This is a genomic window from Chromobacterium sp. Panama (genome assembly GCF_003052555.1).
Taxonomy (GTDB): Bacteria; Pseudomonadota; Gammaproteobacteria; order Burkholderiales; family Chromobacteriaceae; genus Chromobacterium.
Map to the genome: position 1 here is coordinate 821,506 of NZ_QARX01000001.1, position 17,630 is coordinate 839,135.

17 protein-coding genes are annotated in these 17,630 nt (G+C 62.6%); 8 read left to right on the top strand and 9 right to left on the bottom strand.

Annotation, left to right across the window (positions count from 1 at the left end):
- Nucleotides 1-25 precede the first annotated feature (25 nt).
- The 9 genes from DB032_RS03920 to DB032_RS03960 are packed head-to-tail and all read right to left on the bottom strand — an operon-like array spanning nt 26 to nt 8,407.
- Complete coding sequence (locus tag DB032_RS03920) at nt 26-868, bottom strand: uracil-DNA glycosylase family protein (protein ID WP_107798329.1); 843 nt, start codon at nt 866-868, stop codon at nt 26-28.
- Complete coding sequence (rimI, locus tag DB032_RS03925) at nt 865-1,308, bottom strand: ribosomal protein S18-alanine N-acetyltransferase (RefSeq protein ID WP_107798330.1); 444 nt, start codon at nt 1,306-1,308, stop codon at nt 865-867. The genes DB032_RS03920 and rimI overlap by 4 nt, the downstream gene beginning before the upstream one ends.
- The gene (gene tsaB, locus DB032_RS03930; protein WP_107798331.1) at nt 1,305-1,979 is read right to left on the bottom strand and encodes a tRNA (adenosine(37)-N6)-threonylcarbamoyltransferase complex dimerization subunit type 1 TsaB; all 675 of its coding nucleotides are present in this window, start codon (nt 1,977-1,979) and stop codon (nt 1,305-1,307) included. The genes rimI and tsaB overlap by 4 nt, the downstream gene beginning before the upstream one ends.
- 46 nt (nt 1,980-2,025) lie before the next feature.
- The gene (locus tag DB032_RS03935) at nt 2,026-3,249 is read right to left on the bottom strand and encodes an EAL and HDOD domain-containing protein (RefSeq protein WP_048415010.1); all 1,224 of its coding nucleotides are present in this window, start codon (nt 3,247-3,249) and stop codon (nt 2,026-2,028) included.
- Between the two features lie 19 nt (nt 3,250-3,268).
- Nucleotides 3,269-5,173 carry a chemotaxis protein CheA gene (locus DB032_RS03940; RefSeq protein WP_107798332.1) on the bottom strand — a complete coding sequence of 635 codons (1,905 nt, stop codon included), beginning with the start codon at nt 5,171-5,173 and terminating at the stop codon, nt 3,269-3,271.
- 51 nt (nt 5,174-5,224) lie between these two features.
- Nucleotides 5,225-5,983 (bottom strand): protein phosphatase CheZ, encoded by a 759-nt coding sequence (cheZ, locus tag DB032_RS03945; RefSeq protein ID WP_107798333.1) that lies wholly within the window; start codon nt 5,981-5,983, stop codon nt 5,225-5,227.
- 45 nt (nt 5,984-6,028) lie between these two features.
- Nucleotides 6,029-6,424, bottom strand: a complete 396-nt coding sequence (gene cheY / locus DB032_RS03950) for a chemotaxis response regulator CheY (RefSeq protein WP_048410525.1) — start codon at nt 6,422-6,424, stop codon at nt 6,029-6,031.
- 51 nt (nt 6,425-6,475) lie between these two features.
- Nucleotides 6,476-7,414: a chemotaxis protein gene (locus DB032_RS03955; protein WP_107798334.1), complete on the bottom strand. Its 939-nt coding sequence runs from the start codon at nt 7,412-7,414 to the stop codon at nt 6,476-6,478.
- A 39-nt stretch (nt 7,415-7,453) separates the two neighbouring features.
- Nucleotides 7,454-8,407, bottom strand: a complete 954-nt coding sequence (locus tag DB032_RS03960; RefSeq protein ID WP_081546080.1) for a chemotaxis protein — start codon at nt 8,405-8,407, stop codon at nt 7,454-7,456.
- A 179-nt stretch (nt 8,408-8,586) separates the two neighbouring features.
- On the opposite strand from DB032_RS03960, the gene DB032_RS03965 reads away from it, so the two are divergent.
- The 8 genes from DB032_RS03965 (at nt 8,587) to DB032_RS04000 (ending at nt 17,558) form a co-directional block, all read left to right on the top strand.
- A complete protein-coding gene (locus DB032_RS03965; RefSeq protein WP_107798335.1) occupies nt 8,587-9,744 on the top strand; it encodes a PAS domain-containing sensor histidine kinase in 1,158 nt (385 codons plus the stop codon).
- A 40-nt stretch (nt 9,745-9,784) separates the two neighbouring features.
- Nucleotides 9,785-10,090 carry an STAS domain-containing protein gene (locus DB032_RS03970; protein ID WP_039754785.1) on the top strand — a complete coding sequence of 102 codons (306 nt, stop codon included), beginning with the start codon at nt 9,785-9,787 and terminating at the stop codon, nt 10,088-10,090.
- Between the two features lie 80 nt (nt 10,091-10,170).
- Nucleotides 10,171-11,169, top strand: coding sequence for a SpoIIE family protein phosphatase (locus DB032_RS03975; RefSeq protein ID WP_107798336.1), 999 nt, complete (start codon nt 10,171-10,173; stop codon nt 11,167-11,169).
- A gap of 228 nt (nt 11,170-11,397) precedes the next feature.
- On the top strand, nt 11,398-11,763 hold the full coding sequence (locus tag DB032_RS03980) for a response regulator (RefSeq protein WP_043635932.1): 366 nt from the start codon (nt 11,398-11,400) through the stop codon (nt 11,761-11,763).
- Nucleotides 11,764-11,810: 47 nt separating this feature from the next.
- A complete protein-coding gene (locus DB032_RS03985) occupies nt 11,811-13,820 on the top strand; it encodes a chemotaxis protein CheW (protein ID WP_233246645.1) in 2,010 nt (669 codons plus the stop codon).
- Between the two features lie 18 nt (nt 13,821-13,838).
- Nucleotides 13,839-14,345 carry a chemotaxis protein CheW gene (locus DB032_RS03990; protein ID WP_107798338.1) on the top strand — a complete coding sequence of 169 codons (507 nt, stop codon included), beginning with the start codon at nt 13,839-13,841 and terminating at the stop codon, nt 14,343-14,345.
- Nucleotides 14,346-14,355: 10 nt separating this feature from the next.
- Nucleotides 14,356-16,704, top strand: a complete 2,349-nt coding sequence (locus DB032_RS24860) for a methyl-accepting chemotaxis protein (RefSeq protein ID WP_199225807.1) — start codon at nt 14,356-14,358, stop codon at nt 16,702-16,704.
- 20 nt (nt 16,705-16,724) lie between these two features.
- Nucleotides 16,725-17,558 (top strand): protein-glutamate O-methyltransferase CheR, encoded by an 834-nt coding sequence (locus DB032_RS04000; protein WP_233246646.1) that lies wholly within the window; start codon nt 16,725-16,727, stop codon nt 17,556-17,558.
- Nucleotides 17,559-17,630: the final 72 nt, after the last annotated feature.

The following is a 17,630-nucleotide window of genomic DNA, read 5'->3' on the forward strand; positions in this document are numbered from 1 at the left end:
AGCATGCTTGGCGGGGTTTTTGCGTTTAATCGGCGCTGAGGCGGCCAAAGGTTTTTTTGGCGAAAACCAGATCTTGCCAGGCCTTGAGTTTGTCCGGCTGGTTGCGCAGCAGGTAGGCCGGGTGGTAGCTGACGATCAGGGGAATGTCCTGATAGCTGTGCAGTTTGCCGCGTAATTGGCCGATGCCCTTTTCCGTTTGCAGCAGGGTCTGGGCGGCGAAGCGGCCGAGCGCCAGGATCAGCGTGGGCTGGATATGGCGGATCTGCTGGATCAGATAGCTCTGGCAGGCGGCGATTTCGTCGCCGCCGGGATTGCGGTTGCCGGGCGGACGGCATTTGAGCACGTTGGCGATATACACGTCGCGGTCGCGATCCAGTCCGGTGGCGGTCAGCATATTGTCCAGCAACTGGCCGGCTCGGCCGACGAAAGGCTGGCCTTGCCTGTCCTCCTGCTCGCCCGGCGCTTCGCCGATCAATAGCCAGCGAGCCTGTCGGTTGCCGCGGCCGAAAACGGTTTGGGTGCGGGTTTGGCACAGCCGGCAGTCGCGGCAGTCGCGCACCGCGCGTTCCAGCGCGTCCCATTCCAGCAGAGGCAGGACTTCGGGCGCGGGGGAGGCGATCGGAGGGGGCTCGGCGGAGAGCGGAGGGAGCTTGGCGGAGGGCTGCGCGGCGACGAGCGTCGTCGGTTCGGGCTGTACGACAATGTCCGTCCGCGGCGGAGCCGGGGGCTCTACGGGCGCCAAGTCGACGTCGGCCGGCGCTTCCGCTTGGCGGCTCAGCGCCGCCGGGTGTTGTTCGAACCAGCCGGGGCGCGCTTCCCAGGCGGGGCCCAGTCCGATGACGCTTTGAATCAGCGCGGCGCGGCTCATAGGTCGGTCTCCATCAGGATGGCGTCTTCGCGGCCGTCGGCACAGGGGTAGTAGTTCTTGCGTCGGCCGTTTTCAATAAAGCCCTGGCTTGAGTACAGGGCGCGGGCGACGGCGTTGCCGGCCCGCACTTCCAGAAACAGGCGTCGCGCGCCGGCGGCGGCCAGAGCGGCGCTCAGTTCCCGCAGCAGCCGCTTGCCCAAGCCCTGGCCCTGCCATTGCGGATCCATCACGATATTGAGCAGTTCCGCCTCGTCCAGCACGCTCTGGGTGACGGCGAAGCCTTGCAGGCGCCCGGCGGCGAACAGGCCGTGGAATTGGTGGCCGCAGCGCACGGAGTCTTGGTATTGAGCTGCGGACCAGCCGTGAGCGCAGGCACGGCTCTCCAGCTCGGCGAGTTGAGCGGCGTCGTCGGGCAGGAAGGCGCGATAGACGGAACTCATTTTTGGCGCGCCTGCTGCTGTTCCTGCGCGGTCAGGGCGACTTTATTGCGCACATACAGCAGCTCCGCTTCACGCGGATGGGTTTGCGGATAGCGGCCGCTGCGCGCCAGCGGGAAGTAGGCGAGGGCGTTGGGCTGCAGATCCGCGCGCACAACGGCGTCGCCGGCGCTTTCCTGCAGGACGGGGTAGCGTTCGAAGCCGTCGCCGGCGCCGATGACGGCGCGCTCCGGCCATTGGACGGCTTCCGGCGCGCCGACGCTGATCGGGCCGAGGCGTTCCGGTTCGCCGTTGTCGGCGACGCGGTAGCCAGCGCTGTAGACCTGCTGCATTCTGGCGTCGAGACAGACCAGCACGGTGCCGGCGCCGGCTTGCTGCGCGATATTGTCCAGCGTGGGAATGGCGATGACCGGAATGCCGGCGGAGAAGGCCAGGCCCTGGGCCAGACCGCAAGCGATGCGCAAGCCGGTGAAGGAGCCGGGGCCCTGGCCGAAGGCGATGGCGTCGAGTTGCTCCAGACGCAGTTCCGCCTGTTCCAGCAGGCGAGCCAGTTCCGGCAGCGCGCGTTCGGCGTGCTTCTGCTCGACTTTCTCGTGGAAGGAGAAAATGCGCGAACCGTTGTCAACGGCTAGGGATAGAAACGAGGTGGAGCAATCAATGGCAAGCAATTTCATCGGGGAATTCGGTCTCAAGCTTAAGAGCGTGCTGCAAGACTGCGAATTATAAGCCGAGTTCTTCCACCCAGGCGAGCGCGGAGACATGGGCCTGGTTGAACTGCTCGCTGCTGAGGTTCAGTTGGGCGCAGAGTTCCGGCACGCCGGTCAGTTGTCCGTCTTCGCAGGCTTTGACCAGCTTGAGGAAGCGGCTCATCGTGCCTTTCTCGTGCAACAGGGCCTCGGTGATGGCTTCGGGCAGCTGCAGATGCTCGATGATGTTGGCCATCGGCATGTCGAACAGCACGTCCAGCAGGCTGAACATGCCGATGATGAACAGATTGTCGCAGGTGTCGTGGCGCTCGCCGTGGGCCTTGCCCAGCAACTCCATGAAGCGGCCGCGGGTGACCGCGGTTTTTTGCAGCGCCGGCGGCGCGTGCCCTTCGTCGGAGGCAGTGACCAGCAGCAGGGTCAGCCAGCGGTAGAGCTTTTGATAGCCCAGCACGGTGACCGCGTGGGAGAAGGAACTGATGCTGGTGTTCAGGCCGGCCGCTGCGGAGTTGACGTAGCGCAGTAGCTTGTAGGACAAGGCCAGGTCGCGTTTGAGCACCTGCTCGACGTCGCGGATGTCGGCGTCCAGGCGCAGCAGGTTCAAGAGCTCCAGGGTGTTGCGGAAGGAGGGGTGGATGACCTTGGCGGACAGGGTTTCCGGCTGGGCGAAGTAAAAGCCCTGGAAGCCGTCCATGCCCAGCTCTTTGCACAGATGGAACTGAGCGTGGGTTTCCACGCGTTCGGCGATGCGGATCACCGGATAGCTGCGTAGCCGCGACGCCAGCATCTGGAAGCGGTTGGTGTCCTGATGCTGGATGTCCAGCTTGACGTAGTTGGCCAGCTCCAGAAAGGCCGCCGCCGGCGATTCGAAGCTGAAGTCGTCCAGAGAAATGCCGAAGCCCAGCGAACGCAGGTGCCGCGCGCGCGACAGCAGTTCATTGGAGGGTACGATGCGGGGCGAGATGTCGAGAATGACGCGGCGCGGCGGCAGCAGTTCAAGGAACTCGCTGCTGAGCATGGCTTCGCCGATATTGATGAAGGCCAGCTTGCTGCCTATCAGCCAGCTGGTGCCCATATTGTTGAGCGTGTTGACCAGTACCTGGGTATCGGCTTGCAGTTCGGTATGCTTGCCGACGCCGGAGGCCTCGCCGCTGGGACGAAAAAGCAGCTCATAGCCAATGAGCTGCTGGTTGCGGTTGAGAACGGCCTGCCTGCCTATGAAGGCGCTCGTCGAGGTCATTGTCCCGGTATGCCTTTGCTCAGGTGGCGATCAGGTCCGCGGATCGGGTGACGGTGTTGCTTGCCTCGCTGGAGGTGAGCAGGTCTTCCATGTCCAGCACCAGCACGACGGAACCGTCGCCGGACAGGGTGGCGCCGGCCACGCCTTTCGGGCGGATGTTCTGCAGCGGCTTGATCACCACGTCGTCGCGGCCGACGAAGGAGTCGATCGCCAGGATGAAGGATTTTTCCGCGGACTGCATCAGCACGCCGAAGTAAGGCTTTTGCGTCGGCTCCCAGCCCAGCAGGCCGGCCAGGGTTTTCAGCGGCAGGATTTCGTCGCGCACCACGATGGTGGGCTTGCCGGAGACTTCCTGGATCGCGCTCGGGTCGATGGTGATGATTTCGCGCACCATCGCCAGCGGCACGGCGAACGGCTGGTTGCAGGCGCGCACCACCAGCACCGGCAGGATGGCGAGGGTCAGAGGCAGCGAGATGCTGATGCGGGTGCCTTCGCCCTGCACCGAGTTGATGTCGATGCGGCCGTTCAGTTTCTGGATATTGGTGCGCACCACGTCCATGCCCACGCCGCGGCCGGACACGCTGGAAATTTGATCCTTGGTGGAGAAGCCGGGCAGGAAGATCAGCTGCAAGCATTGCTTCTCATCCAGCGTGTTGGCGCTTTCCTGGTCGATCAGGCCTTTTTCGATGGCCTTGCGACGCAGCGCGTCGGCGTTCATGCCTTTGCCGTCGTCGGTGATCTCGATCAGGATGTGGTCGCCCACCTGTTCGGCGGTCAGCTGCACCAGCGCCTGCGGCTTCTTGCCGGCGGCGATGCGCTCTTCAGGCTGTTCGATGCCGTGGTCGACGGCGTTGCGCACCAAGTGGACCAGCGGATCGTTCAAGTCCTCGATCATGGTCTTGTCCAGCTCGGTCTCTTCGCCGGACAGCACCAGTTCGACTTCCTTGCCCAGCTGGCGGGCGAGGTCTCGAGCCAAGCGCGGGTATTTCTGGAACAGGCGGCCAATCGGCTGCATGCGGGTTTTCATCACCGCGTTCTGCAGGTCGCCGACCAGCAGGTCCAGCTGGCTGATCGCCTCGTCCAGCGAGCGCAGAGTATTGGTGTCGCGGTTGCCTTGCAGGATTTCCGTGCGTAGCGTGGTCAGACGGTTCTTGGTCAGGCCGATTTCGCCGGACAGGTTGAGCACCATGTCGAGACGCACGGTGTCGATGCGGATGGTGTTTTCCTGAGGGCCGCTGCTGCTGGGCGCGCTGGCGGCCGGTTTGCTCGGAGCCGGCTTGGCCGCCGGTTTGGGCGCAGGCGCAGCGGCAACCGGGGCCGGAGGCGCCGCCGCCGCTTGGGGCGCGGGCGCCGCCGCAGGGGCGGCGGGCGCGCCGCCGGGGGTGACGGCTTGATAGAGCTGATTCCAGTCCGGGCCTTGACCATTGCTTGCGGGCTGCGGCGCGGCCGCAGCTGCGGGCGCCGGCGTTGCAACCGGAGCGGGAGCTGCCGCTGTGGCCGGTTCGGCCGCCGCGGGCTCTTCGGACAGCGCCTCGCCCGCCAGCGCGGCGTCCAAAGCCGCCAGGATGCGCGGGTCGGCTTCGCTGGGCATCAGGCCCTGGCCCATGGTGCCGAACATATCGCGCACGATGCCGGTGGCGTCAAGAATCACGTCCATGATGCCGGCGGTGATGTGCAGCTGGCCGTTGCGGAGTTTGTCGAACAGGTTTTCGGTGCGATGGCATAGATTGATCATCGGGCCGACATTAAGAAAGCCCGCGCCGCCCTTGATGGTGTGGAAGCCTCTGAAAATGTCGTTCAGCAGCGCTTTGTCTTCCGGGCGCTTTTCCAGTTCGACCAGTTTATTGTCTACATCGGAAAGGAGGTCCGTAGACTCCATCAAGAAGTCTTGCAGCAGCTCTTCCATGCCGGCGAATTCGCTCATTTTCCACTCCCGCCACGCCTTGCTCGCGTGCTCTGTTCTGCGTGTTGTTCGTTAGAAGCCCAGGCTTTCCAGCAGGTCGTCGACCTGTTGCTGGCTGCTGACCACGTCGGTGCGGCCTTCCGGATTGATGACCGGGCCATTCAGCAGATTGGTGCCCATGCCCAATTCTTCTTTTTTCGCCTCCGGCGAAAATTCGATCAGGAAGTTGACCAGCTCGCTTTCCAGCAGTTGGACCATGCCCATCATCTTCTTGATGACTTGGCCGGTCAGATCCTGAAAGTCCTGGGCCATGACGATTTCCAGCAACTGGGTGCTGGTCGCCTGGGTCTGGGCCGGCACTTCATTTAAGTAGCCGCGCGTGTCGGCCGCAAGTTGTTGGAACTCTTCCACGCTCAACAGATTGGCGTACAGCCGTTCCCAGCGCGAGGACAGCTCCAGCGCCTTGCTTTCCAGCTGGTCCTGATACGGCTTGGCCAGATCCGTGGCGTTGAGCACGCGTTCGGCCGAATTTTCCGTCAGGGTGGCGATGTAAGTCAGCCTGTCCTTGGCGTCCGGAATCGCGTCCGCCATTTTTCCCAGGGATTTGTCGTAGCCTAGATCGCGTAGCGCATCATGCATTTTGCGGGTTAACTGACCAATTTGTTCATACATCGAGGTAGGGCTGCCGGCGGCTCCGGCGGGCTGGGACGCTGCGACGGCTTCGGGCGCGGCGGCTTCAGGCGGCGCGGCCTCGCTTTGCTGCGTCGCAATGCTGTCGAACAGAGCTTCAAGATCCGGGTTGTCCCCGCTCTCCAGGATGTGATTGGACACGATAAATCCTCCTCAATACTGACGCAGACCGTTTTTTTTCGGCACTCAGGCTGGTTTATTCAGGTTTTGGAAGATCTTGTTCATTTTTTCTTCCATGGTGGCGGCAGTGAAGGGTTTCACGATGTAACCGCTGGCTCCGGCCATGGCCGCTTCGATGATGTTTTCCCGTTTGGCTTCCGCGGTGATCATCATGAAGGGCAAGTGCTTGAGCTGGGCGTCGGCGCGGACTGCCTTGAGCAGCTCGATGCCGGTCATATTGGGCATGTTCCAGTCGGAAACGATGAAGTCGAAGTGCTGGGTTTTCAGCTTATGCAGCGCAACCATGCCGTCTTCGGCTTCGTCGACGTTGGTGAATCCTAGCTCTTTCAAAAGGTTGCGCACGATTCTCCGCATGGTGGAGAAATCGTCTACGACTAGGAAGCGAATATTCTTGTCTGCCATTGAGGTGTGTCCTGATTTATCTGAAATTCATCGAGCCGCATATTGTAGCGACTACCTCTGCAGGAATGGAATCAAAGTTTCGGCCAGCACGCCGGGGTCGAACTTGGCGACATAGGCGTCCACGCCCACGCTGGAGCCCATCGCGCGGTTGGCGTTGGAGGACAGCGAGGAGTGCATCACGACCGGAATGCCGCGGAAACGCTGATCGGACTTGATCAGCTTGGTCAGCACATAGCCGTCCATTTCCGGCATTTCGGCGTCCACGAGGATGATTTTCAGGTGGTCGTGCAGGCACTCGTCCTCGCCGAAATTGCGGCCGGCCAGGGTCTGCAGCCGGTCCCAGGCTTCGCGGCCGTTGGTGGCTTGCTGAAATTTGATGCCCATCTTCTCCAGCACGCCGGTGATTTCCTTGCGGGCGACGACCGAGTCGTCGACGAAGAAGAGGTATTGGTCGTTTTCCAGTTGGGCGGTGGGCACGTCCGGCAGGCGCGGCTCGCCGACCACGCTGGCCAGGATCTGCTCCACGTCCAGGATGGATACCAGCTTGCCGTTTTCCAGTTCGGTGATCGCGGTGATCAGGTTCTGGTTGGTGCCGCTCGCTGCCATCATGTTTTCCGGCGCGCGCACCTTGTCCCAGTCCACGCGGATGATGCGGTCCACGGAGTCGACCAGGAAGGCCTGGGTGCTCTTGTTGAACTCGGTGACGATCATGGTTTCGTAGCTGCGGGTTTGATCGGCGCCGATGAACTTGCCAAGCGAGATGACCGGGATGATATTGCCGCGCAGCGACAGCACGCCTTCCACGCCAAACGGCATGTTCGGGGTTTTGGTGATGGCGGGGGTCTGCGACACCTCGCGCACTTTGAAAACGTTAATGCCGAAGGTTTCCCGCGTTCCAAGCGAAAACAGCAGAATCTCCATTTTGTTGGAACCCGCCAGTTTGGTCCTGGCGTCAACGGTTGCAAGCAAGGAGGCGTCTGTGGCTGCCATATCTGTCCCTCTCCCTTAATGCTTTTGCTTACTTGATCTTTAGTCTTTGGGTTCCAGATTCAGCATCTGGCGCAGTTTCATCGACAGCTTCTGCGGTTCGAATTTGGCGACGTAGGAATCCACGCCGACCGATTCGCCCAGCTTCTGATTCGAGGAACCGGAAAGGGAGGAGTGCATCAACACCGGAATGCCGTTGAAACGCGGATCGCTCTTGATCATCTTGGTCAGCATATAGCCGTCCATTTCCGGCATTTCCACGTCGGTCAGCACCAAGTGCAGCGAATCCGACAGCTTCTTGCCGGCCAGATCGGCCTGATTGGCCATTTTCTGCAATTCTTCCCATCCGCGCATGCCGTTGATGGCGGAGGTGTACTGGATGTTCATCACTTCCAGCGTGCGTTCGATCTGCTTGCGCGCCACGGCGGAGTCGTCGGCGAAGAAAATCCGGCGCGGTTCCTTGACCGGCTCGATGCCGAGGAAGGTGTGGCCGTCGTCGACGATGGTGGTTTCCGCCAGCACTTTTTCCACGTCCATCATCATCACCAGCGTGCCGTTGTCCAGCTCGGTCACGGCCGTCACCAGCCCGGCCATGCGGTTGGTGATCATTTCCGGCGGCACGCGCATCGCGGACCAGTCCAGACGCAGGATGGTGTCCACCGCCTCCACCAGGAAGCCCTGGGTGTGGGCGTTGTACTCGGTGACGATCATGATTTCCGGCTTGTTGCTGGTCACGACGCCGGTGTATTTGGCCAGGTCGATGACCGGCACCAGCGCGCCGCGCAGGCTGACCATGCCTTCCACCGAGGAGGGCATTTCAGGCGCGGAAGTGATTTCCGGCGTGCGCATGACCTCGCGCACCTTGAACACGTTGATCCCGAAGATTTCCTTGCGCCCCGTGCGCTGATCCTGGCCCAACGAGAACAGCAGGATTTCCAGCTTGTTGGTGCCGGCCAGTTTCGTCCTGGCGTCGATTTTTTTGAGAAGCTCTGACACAGAAACCTCCGCTGCATTCTTTTGAAGTGGCGTACTACTACCCTTTATACGCCAGATATCGGTTTTGCCCGGTTTTTTTTGCTGAGCTGCATGCCAGATAACAGCTTGGCTCAGCGATACCCATTCATTATCATACTGTTTAAGTGGTTTTTACAAATAACTCGCAAGCGATTCGGCATATGGTTTCAAGCCTCAAAGATCAGCAGCAACTGGAAGCCGCTTTCGAGCAATTCAATGCGGTGTCCGGCCAACTCATTGATGCGTATAGACAACTTGAGAGCCAGGTGACAGTTCTCAACGCGCAGCTGGACGAAGCCAATAATCAGCTGCGCAAACAACGCGATGAGAACGCAATGCTGGCCGAGCGCCTGGGTTTGCTGCTGGAGGCGCTGCCTGCGGGCGTGGTGCAAGTCTCGGCCGAAGGCGCGGTCACGGCGGTGAATCCGGCCGCCAGCCGGATGCTAAATGGCTGTTCTGTCGGCGCTTTATGGCGGGACATGCTGGCGGGGTTGCAGCGTTCGGAACTGGACGACACCTATTGCCATCGGCATGGCGAGCCGGGTCTGGTGTTGACCATGCAATGCCAGGATCTGCCGTCTGTCGGAGGGCAGATTGTGCTTATTCACGATGTATCGCGTTTGCATCAATTGACCGGAGAATTGGCGCGTCAGCAGAAGTTGGCGTCCATGGGCGGCATGGCGGCGGCATTGGCGCACCAGCTGCGCACGCCGCTGGCCACGGCGATGCTGTATACGGCCAATCTGAAGCAGGATATCCCGCGGGCGGAGGATCGCGCGCGCTTCGTCGACAAGAGCCTGGCCCGGATGCGGGCGCTGGAGAGCTTGATCCAGAACATGCTGAGTTTTGTCCGCGGCCAGGTGACGACGCTGGAGCCTTTGGATCTGGAGGGGCTGCTGGAGGATTTGCGCGCCGTCATGCAACCACAATGTCATGAAAAAGGCGTGCTTTTTGATTGCAATGTGGTGGTGTCATCTGCCATAAAGGTTTTGGTGGACCGCAAAGCGTTGCAGGGGGCCTTGGTGAATCTCTTGGAGAATGCCTGGCACTTTTCAGGAAGCGGCGATGTGGTGCGGCTATCGGTGGAGGAAGGCGAGACGGCCTTGCTGTTTCGGGTGGAGGACTCGGGTCCCGGATTCAACCCGGAGGAGCTGGAGAAGATGTTCGAGCCCTTTTTCACCACCCGCCCCGGCGGCACCGGCCTGGGCTTGGCCATCGTCAAGAAAGTGGTGGACGAACTGGGCGGGCAAGTGCGTTGTTTCAACAAGGGGGAGGGCGGGGCCTGTTTCGAGCTCAGCCTTCCGATGATGCAATCGTGATGGATGTGCCGTTTATTCAGAAGAAAGCAGAGGACGCCGCATGAGACCCATTGTCAAAGTCGAGGGCAGAGTTGGAAAGATGATCCTGATCGGGCAATTCGACTTCAACTTGCATCGGGAATTCCGGCAGGCCAGCCAGGAGCTGCTGGACAATCCGGAGGTGCAGGAGATCGAGATCGATTTCGATCAGGTGCCCTTCCTGGACAGTTCCGCGCTGGGCATGCTGTTGTTGCTGAAGGAGCGCGCGGCGGGGCAGAAGAAGAGCATGACCTTGATCAATTGCCGCGAGGCGGTGATGCAGGTGTTCGAAATCGCCTGCTTCAACAAGATGTTCACCATTAAGTAAGTTCAAGCATTGGAGCGTCTGTGCGCATCCGGGCCTGGTTGTCCGCTGATGCCGAGGCACGGGTTCGTGGCGATCCTTGGTTGTCGGCGCTGGATTGGTGGTTTTGCGGTGGCGCCGACTTCGCGGTGGGCGGCAAGCAGGATCTTTGGCTGACGAATCTGGCGGACGCTCCGGCCGAGCTGTTCGAGCAGTGGGAGGGCGACAAGCCCTTGTGGGTGTTTTCCTCGGGGCGCGCGGCGCCCTGGCTGGCCACGCCCAATATTCATTTTCTGCGCGGCGACTTCGACGCGGACTTGCTGCGCAGCCGCCTGCTGGCCTGGCATTGGCAGCAACATGCGCTCTGCCCGCGCTTGTTCGGCGCGGCGGCGTTCGACATCATCAACGGCGCCATGTCCCTGTACCGTCCGTCGGGACAGGCGTCGGGCCGCGTGTTTCCCCTGGAAGTGTCGGTCAAGCCGGTGGACGCGGTGGGCGGCGACGTGGTGCTGCGCGCGGATTTGCCGGAGCGGACCTTGCTGATCCTGGGCGACGCGTCCGGCCACGGCCAGGGTTCGGCGCTGGACGCCGCGCTGTTGGCGCTGGGCGCGTCGCGGGTGCTGCTGGAGCAGCCTCTGTCCTTGTCCGCCCTGCGGGAGCTCAACGCCTTCATGCATAGCCATGTGGCCGATGGACGCTACGTCGGCAGCGCTTTGCTGGAGATCGATTGGGCCGCCCGCATGGTGAGGCTGGTCAACGCCGGCATGCCGGACATTCTGTTGTTCCTGTCCACCAGGCTGGAACAGCGCTTTTCTTCCATGTGCAGTCCGCTGGGCCTGCGAGCCGACATCGAACCGCTGGAGCCGCTGGCGCTGCCCTGGGCGGAAGGCCAGCACTTCCTGGCGCACAGCGACGGCATGGAGGAGTCGGATCTGCCGTATCTGCTGTCGCGTTTGCTGCGCTTGTCCAGCATTTCCTCGACCGACGGTTTCGGCTATGGCCCCTTGCCGTCAATTCCGCTAGGCTTCAGCAGCCCATACAATGACGACATGTCTTCGCTGGCTTTCGCCGTGCCGTCGTCGGCGCCGCCGCGGCCGGCTTGAAGAATGTTCATTGGCCGCGTGCGCCGGTTCCGCGCGGATTCTGGCTTGAATCCGCGGGCTTTTTAGTTGATCAATCATTAATATCTGCGCGAATTTCAGCGCTTGGGCGAATCGGTCGTCTCGCCGCCGCGGCGCGAGACGACGAGCGAGCAAGGTAAAGAATGGGAAACGGACCCGGCGCGGACTGCGTCGGACGAGCGGCGGGCGGTTTCCTGAAACGGGGATGTTATGCACAAAAAAATACTGACGGTTGACGATTCCGCTTCGATTCGACAGATGGTGTCGTTCACCTTGAAAAGCGCCGGCTACGAGGTGGTGGAGGCCGGGGACGGCAACGCCGGCCTGGCCAAGGCGCAGGGAGGACAGTTCAATCTGGTGCTGACCGACCAGAACATGCCGGGCATGGACGGGCTGACCTTGATCCGCTCCTTGCGCAAGCTGCCGGCGTATACGACGACGCCTATCCTGATGTTGACCACGGAGTCCAGCGATCAGATGAAGGCGCTTGGCCGCGCGGCCGGCGCCACCGGCTGGCTGGTCAAGCCTTTTGATCCGCAGAAGCTGCTGGATGTGGTCAAGCGCGTGATCGGCTGAATCGGCTGATCTTGGGCACGGCGAGGAGCGAGCTTTTGGCAATCGATATGTCGCAGTTTCATCAAGTGTTTTTTGATGAGGCGGATGAACACTTGTCCAGCATGGAGAGCCTGCTGCTGGGCATGGACCAGTCCTGTCCGCAGCAGGAGGATTTGCATGCGGTGTTCCGCGCCGCGCATTCGATCAAGGGCGGCGCCGCCACCTTCGGTTTCGCCGATATGGCGGATCTGACCCATGTGCTCGAAGGTTTGCTGGACGAGGTGAGGCGCGGCGCGCGCGCCTTGAGTTCGGATCTGGTGGATTTGGTGCTGCGGGCCAAGGACGTGCTGTACGGGATGCTGGCGGCGCACAAGGGCAAGGGCGAGGCCGACGCGGCGCTGGCCGGCGAACTCAAGGCGCAGCTGGAGGCGCTGGCCGCCGCGCCGGCGGAGGCCGCGACGCGGCGGGCGACGCCGGAGGAGACGCGGCACTGGACGCTGTACCTGGAAATCGACGTGGTGGACGGCGTCGATATCGACGCCTTGCTGGAGTCGCTGGCCGAGCACGGGGACTTGAGCGTGGTGCAGCACGGCGAGGACGCCGACAAGCTGCCCTGGGTGGCGGTGTTCACCTCGCCGCTGGACGCCGCCGAGGTGGCGGAGTCGCTGGCCTTCGCCTTGCCGCAGGACAGCTTCCGCATCAATGTCGATCATGGGGTGGAGGAGGAGGGCAGCTTCGGGCTGTTTCTCGAGGCGGCGCCGGAGCCGGACGCTTCGGTCTGGCTGGAGGGCGACGGCTTCGGCCTGTTCGAGCCGCCGCCAGCCGAGACGGCGCCGCAGGACGAGGCGCCGGCCTTGGACCCCGACGTGGCCAAGCCGGCTGCGCGCGGCGGCGCGGTGGGCGAGAATTCGATCCGGGTCAATATCGACAAGGTGGATTTGCTGCTCAACTTGGTGGGGGAGCTGGTGATCACCCAGTCCATGCTGACGCAGTCCGGCGCGGGTCTGGACCCGGTGGCGCACGAGCGCCTGCTAGGCGGCATCGGCGCCTTGCAGCGCAACGCGCGGGAATTGCAGGAGGCGGTGATGTCCATCCGGATGACGCCGATCGCCTTCGTGTTCAACCGCTTCCCGCGCGTGGTGCGCGATCTGGCCGGCCGTCTGGGCAAGAAGGTGGAGCTCACGATGATGGGCGAGGGCACCGAGCTGGACAAGGGCTTCATCGAGAAGCTGTCCGATCCGCTGACTCACCTGGTGCGCAACAGCCTGGACCACGGCATCGAGGCCCCGGAAGCGCGGCAGGCGGCCGGCAAGGACCCGGTGGGACGGCTGACGCTGCGCGCCTTCCATCAGGGCAGCAATATCGTCATCGAAGTCAGCGATGATGGCGCCGGGCTGAACCGGGAGCGGATTCTGGCCAAGGCGCGGCAAGGTGGTTTGGCGGCGCCGGCCTCGCTTGGCGACGCCGAGGTGTGGAATCTGATTTTCGAAGCCGGCTTCTCCACCGCCGCCGAGGTGACCGAAGTGTCCGGCCGCGGCGTGGGCATGGACGTGGTCAAGCGCAACATTCAGAGCATGGGCGGCCGGGTGGAGATCGACTCCATGGCCGGCATTGGCACCACCATCAGCATTCATCTGCCGCTGACGCTGGCGATCATGGACGGCATGTCGGTGCGCATCGGCGCGGAAACCTATGTGATGCCCTTGGGCGCGGTATTGGAGTCCTTGCAGCCGGCGCCGAGCGAAATCAAGACAGTGGCCGCTCGCGGCCAGGTGGTGGCCATTCGCGGCGAGTACCTGCCGATTGTGCCGCTGGGCCGGTTTTTCTCCATTCCGGACGCGAGGCGGACGCCGAGCGAGGCCATCCTGGTGATCGTGGAGGCCGGCAATAGCCGGCTGGCGCTGCTGGTGGACGACCTGATCGGCCAGCAGCAGTTCGTGGTGAAGAATCTGGAAACGAATTACCGCAAGGTGGACGGCATTTCCGGCGCCACGATCCTGGGCGACGGTCAGGTGGCCATGATCTTGGACATCGCCGCGATTGCGCGGCACAACCAGCGTATGGCGCTGGACGCATGAAACAACAAGGATAAAGAAATGGTGGCGGAACGGGATGGTCCGGGCCTGGCGCAGAGACGCTCGGGCAATGAGCTGCTGGTGTTCACGCTGGGGACGGAAGAATACGGCATCGATATTTTGAAGGTGCAGGAGATCCGCGGTTACGACGCGGTGACCCGCATCGCCAACGCGCCGGACTTCATCAAGGGCGTGGTCAATCTGCGCGGCCATATCGTGCCCATCGTGGATTTGCGCCTGAAGTTCGGCATAGGCGAACCGGTGTACAACGCGTTCACCGTGGTGATCGTGCTGAATGTGTGCGGGCGGGTCATCGGCGCGGTGGTGGACGGCGTGTCGGACGTGATTCAGCTGGAGAGCGATGCGCTGCGCGCCGCGCCGGAGTTTGGCGCGGCGGTGGACACCGCCTATATCGAAGGACTGGGCACGCTGGACGAGCGCATGATCATCGTGGTCGATATCGAGAAGCTGATGGGCAGCGAGGAAATGGCGTTGACTGACGCCGCGGCTCGAGTGCAAGCGAATTAGGGGGCGAAGCATGAACAATATGAAAGTGATCCATAGACTGATCCTGGGCTTCGGTCTGCTGATCCTGTTGCTGGCGGTGGCGATGACGCTGGCGGTCAGACAGCTGCAGGGCCTGGCCGATGATCTGGTCGGCATCTCCAGCGTGCACATCCCGCAGGTCAGCGCCGCGCACAAGATCGCCGCCAATGTCGACCTGGCGTCTCGGGACGTGCGTAATCTGCTGCTGAGCAAGGATGCCCAACTGGTCAAGGAGTTCAACCAGCAGATCGACGAGAGTCTGGCCAATCTGACGCAGCGGATGACGGCTTTGGAGCCGAATGTCGGCAACGCCGGGCGGCCGCTTTTCGAGGCGATGCGCTCCGACGAGGCCAGTTTCCGCTCCGAGCTGAACGTGTTCCGGCGCATGCAGGCGCAGGGGCGCGATGTGCAGGCCCGCGATTATCTGTTCGTCACCCTGCGCGACACCCAGCTCAAATACATGGCTTCGATCGACCGCTACATCGCGTTTGAAGAGAACCTGATGCGCAAGGCGGGACAGGACGCCAGCGACAACTCCCGGCAGGCCTACAAACTGCTGTTCGCCTTTACCCTGCTGGCCCTGTTCATCGGCGTCGGCTTCGGCGTCTTCATCATCCGCTCGCTGATGCGCCAATTGGGCGGGGAGCCGGCGGAACTGGTCAAAGTGATGCGGGAGTTGACCGAAGGCCAGGTGCGCTCCGAAATCAAGGTCAAACCGGGCGACCAGCACAGCCTGTTCGCGTCGATGAGCTTGCTGGCCGAGAAGGCGATCGAGAACATCCGGGTGCGCAACGCGCTGGACAACGCCTCCACCAATGTGATGATCGCCGACAACGAGCGCAACATCATCTACACCAATCACAGCGTGCTGGAGATGATGCGTCGCGCCGAGGCCGATCTGCGCAAGGCCTTGCCCAATTTCGACGCGCGCGCGATGCTGGGCGCCAATATGGATGTTTTCCACAGCAATCCGGCGCATCAGCGCGATCTGTTGGCCAATCTGAGCGCCACTTATCGCGCGCAGATCAATATAGGCACGCGCATTTTCGGCCTGGTGGCCAATCCGGTGTTCGGCACCGACGGTTCCCGTTTGGGCACGGTGGTGGAATGGAAGGACCGTACCGGGGAGGTGGAGATAGAGAAAGAGGTGGCCAGCATCATCTCCGCCGCCGCGGCCGGCGATTTCGACCGGCGCATCAATCTGGAAGGCAAGGACGGCTTTTTCCGCCAGCTGGGCGAAAGCGTCAACCAATTGCTGGCGGTGACCAGCCAGGGCCTGGGTGATATCGCCACCGTGCTGGCGGCTCTGGCCAAGGGCGATCTCACCCATGCGATCAAGGGCGATTACCAGGGCTTGTTCAGCCAGTTGCAGAACGATACCAATACCACGGTGATGCGGCTGAAGGAAATCGTGTCCAACATCAAGGAGTCCACCGACGCGATCAACACCGCCGCGCGCGAGATCGCCTCCGGCAACGCCAATCTGTCCAGCCGCACCGAGCAGCAAGCCGCCAGCCTGGAGGAAACCGCTTCCAGCATGGAGGAAATCACCAGCACGGTGCGGCAGAACGCGGAGAACGCCAAGAAGGCCAATACGCTGGCCACCGGCGCCTCCGACATCGCCGCGCGCGGCGGCAAGGTGGTGGGCGACGTGGTGGCCACCATGAACGAGATCAACGACAGCGCGCGCAAGATCGTCGACATCATCAGCGTGATAGACGGCATCGCCTTCCAGACCAATATCCTGGCGCTCAACGCCGCGGTGGAGGCGGCGCGGGCCGGCGAGCAAGGGCGCGGCTTCGCCGTGGTGGCCAGCGAGGTGCGCAATCTGGCGCAGCGCTCCGCCGCCGCCGCCAAGGAGATCAAGGGCTTGATCGGCAACTCGGTGGCCAAGGTCGAGTCCGGCTCCAAACTGGTGGACGAGGCAGGCAGCACCATGGACGAGATCGTGATCTCCATCCGCCGCGTCGCCGACATCATGAGCGATATCTCCGCCGCGTCGATCGAGCAGAGCTCGGGCATTGAACAGGTCAATCTGGCGGTGACGCAGATGGACGAGAACACGCAGAAGAACGCCGCGCTGGTGGAGCAGGCCGCGGCGGCGGCGGAGTCGCTGGAAGAGCAGGCGCGCTATCTGGACGACGCGGTGCAGGTGTTCAAGTTGGGAGAGCATGGCCCGCGTCTGCGGCAAGCGCCGACGCGCGTGGCGTCGGCTGCGGAGCCGGCCGCCCATGCCGGCGGCGTCAATCCGGCGCCGGCTAAGCCGGCGGGCAAGATCGTGGTGCCGGCGCGGCTGCATCCGCAGGTGGACCTGAGCGACGGCGAGTGGGAGGAGTTTTGAGGCACAGGTCCGGAGGGGCCGTGTTGGCGGGCTTGGAATTGGACATCACGTTCACGCCCGAGGATTTTCGCCGCATCCGCGACATGGTGTACCAGCGGGTCGGCATCGCCCTCAACGACAGCAAGACGCATATGGCCTACGCGCGCTTGGCCAAGCGGGTGCGGGCTTTGAGCCTGAAAAGCTTCGCCGAGTATCTGGACCGCTTGGATCAGGACGCCTTGTCGGAGGAATGGCAGAATTTCATCAACGCGCTGACCACCAATCTGACCTCGTTTTTTCGGGAGCCGCATCATTTCGACATGCTGCGCGCCCACGCCGAGCGCTGGCGCAAGCGCGGCCGGCCGTACCGGGTCTGGAGCGCGGCGTCCTCGACCGGCGAGGAGCCTTACTCCATCGCCATCACCATGGCGGAGCTGGCGGAGAGCTTGCGGCCCTTCCCCTGCGAGTTGCTGGCGTCCGACATCGACACCCATGTGCTGCAACAGGCGATGCGCGGCGTGTATCTGCGCGAGCGCGTCAGCCAGTTGCCGGAGCCGCAGCTGCGCCGTTTTTTCGACAAGGGCGTAGGCGCCAATGAGGGCAAGGTGCGCCTGAAGAAACGCGTGCGCGAGGCGATGACGTTTTTCCAGATGAATCTGGTGGCGGAGGAATGGCCGCCGCTGGGGGAGTTCGACGTCATTTTCTGTCGCAATGTGCTGATCTATTTTGATAAGCCGACGCAGGCGGCCATACTCAATCATATGGCGCGGCATCTGGCTCCGGACGGACTGCTGCTGCTGGGGCATTCGGAAAACATCCTGCACCTGAGCGACGCCTTCGTCCCCTGCGGCAAGACCAGCTACCGGCTGGCCTGATCAGGCGTTCCGTGCGTCCGGCCGTCGCGCTGCGGCGCGAGTTTATGAGCCTTGTTTATCGATCCGGGAGCG

Excerpts from the sequence above, each read along its gene's own strand:
- DB032_RS03920 (WP_107798329.1), bottom strand. The coding sequence starts at position 868 with ATGAGCCGCGCCGCGCTGATTCAAAGCGTCATCGGACTGGGCCCCGCC.
- rimI (WP_107798330.1), bottom strand. The coding sequence starts at position 1,308 with ATGAGTTCCGTCTATCGCGCCTTCCTGCCCGACGACGCCGCTCAACTC.
- tsaB (WP_107798331.1), bottom strand. The coding sequence starts at position 1,979 with ATGAAATTGCTTGCCATTGATTGCTCCACCTCGTTTCTATCCCTAGCC.
- DB032_RS03935 (WP_048415010.1), bottom strand. The coding sequence starts at position 3,249 with ATGACCTCGACGAGCGCCTTCATAGGCAGGCAGGCCGTTCTCAACCGC.
- DB032_RS03940 (WP_107798332.1), bottom strand. The coding sequence starts at position 5,173 with ATGAGCGAATTCGCCGGCATGGAAGAGCTGCTGCAAGACTTCTTGATG.
- cheY (WP_048410525.1), bottom strand. The coding sequence starts at position 6,424 with ATGGCAGACAAGAATATTCGCTTCCTAGTCGTAGACGATTTCTCCACC.
- DB032_RS03955 (WP_107798334.1), bottom strand. The coding sequence starts at position 7,414 with ATGGCAGCCACAGACGCCTCCTTGCTTGCAACCGTTGACGCCAGGACC.
- DB032_RS03965 (WP_107798335.1), top strand. The coding sequence starts at position 8,587 with ATGGTTTCAAGCCTCAAAGATCAGCAGCAACTGGAAGCCGCTTTCGAG.
- DB032_RS03970 (WP_039754785.1), top strand. The coding sequence starts at position 9,785 with ATGAGACCCATTGTCAAAGTCGAGGGCAGAGTTGGAAAGATGATCCTG.
- DB032_RS03980 (WP_043635932.1), top strand. The coding sequence starts at position 11,398 with ATGCACAAAAAAATACTGACGGTTGACGATTCCGCTTCGATTCGACAG.
- DB032_RS03985 (WP_233246645.1), top strand. The coding sequence starts at position 11,811 with ATGTCGCAGTTTCATCAAGTGTTTTTTGATGAGGCGGATGAACACTTG.
- DB032_RS03990 (WP_107798338.1), top strand. The coding sequence starts at position 13,839 with ATGGTGGCGGAACGGGATGGTCCGGGCCTGGCGCAGAGACGCTCGGGC.
- DB032_RS24860 (WP_199225807.1), top strand. The coding sequence starts at position 14,356 with ATGAACAATATGAAAGTGATCCATAGACTGATCCTGGGCTTCGGTCTG.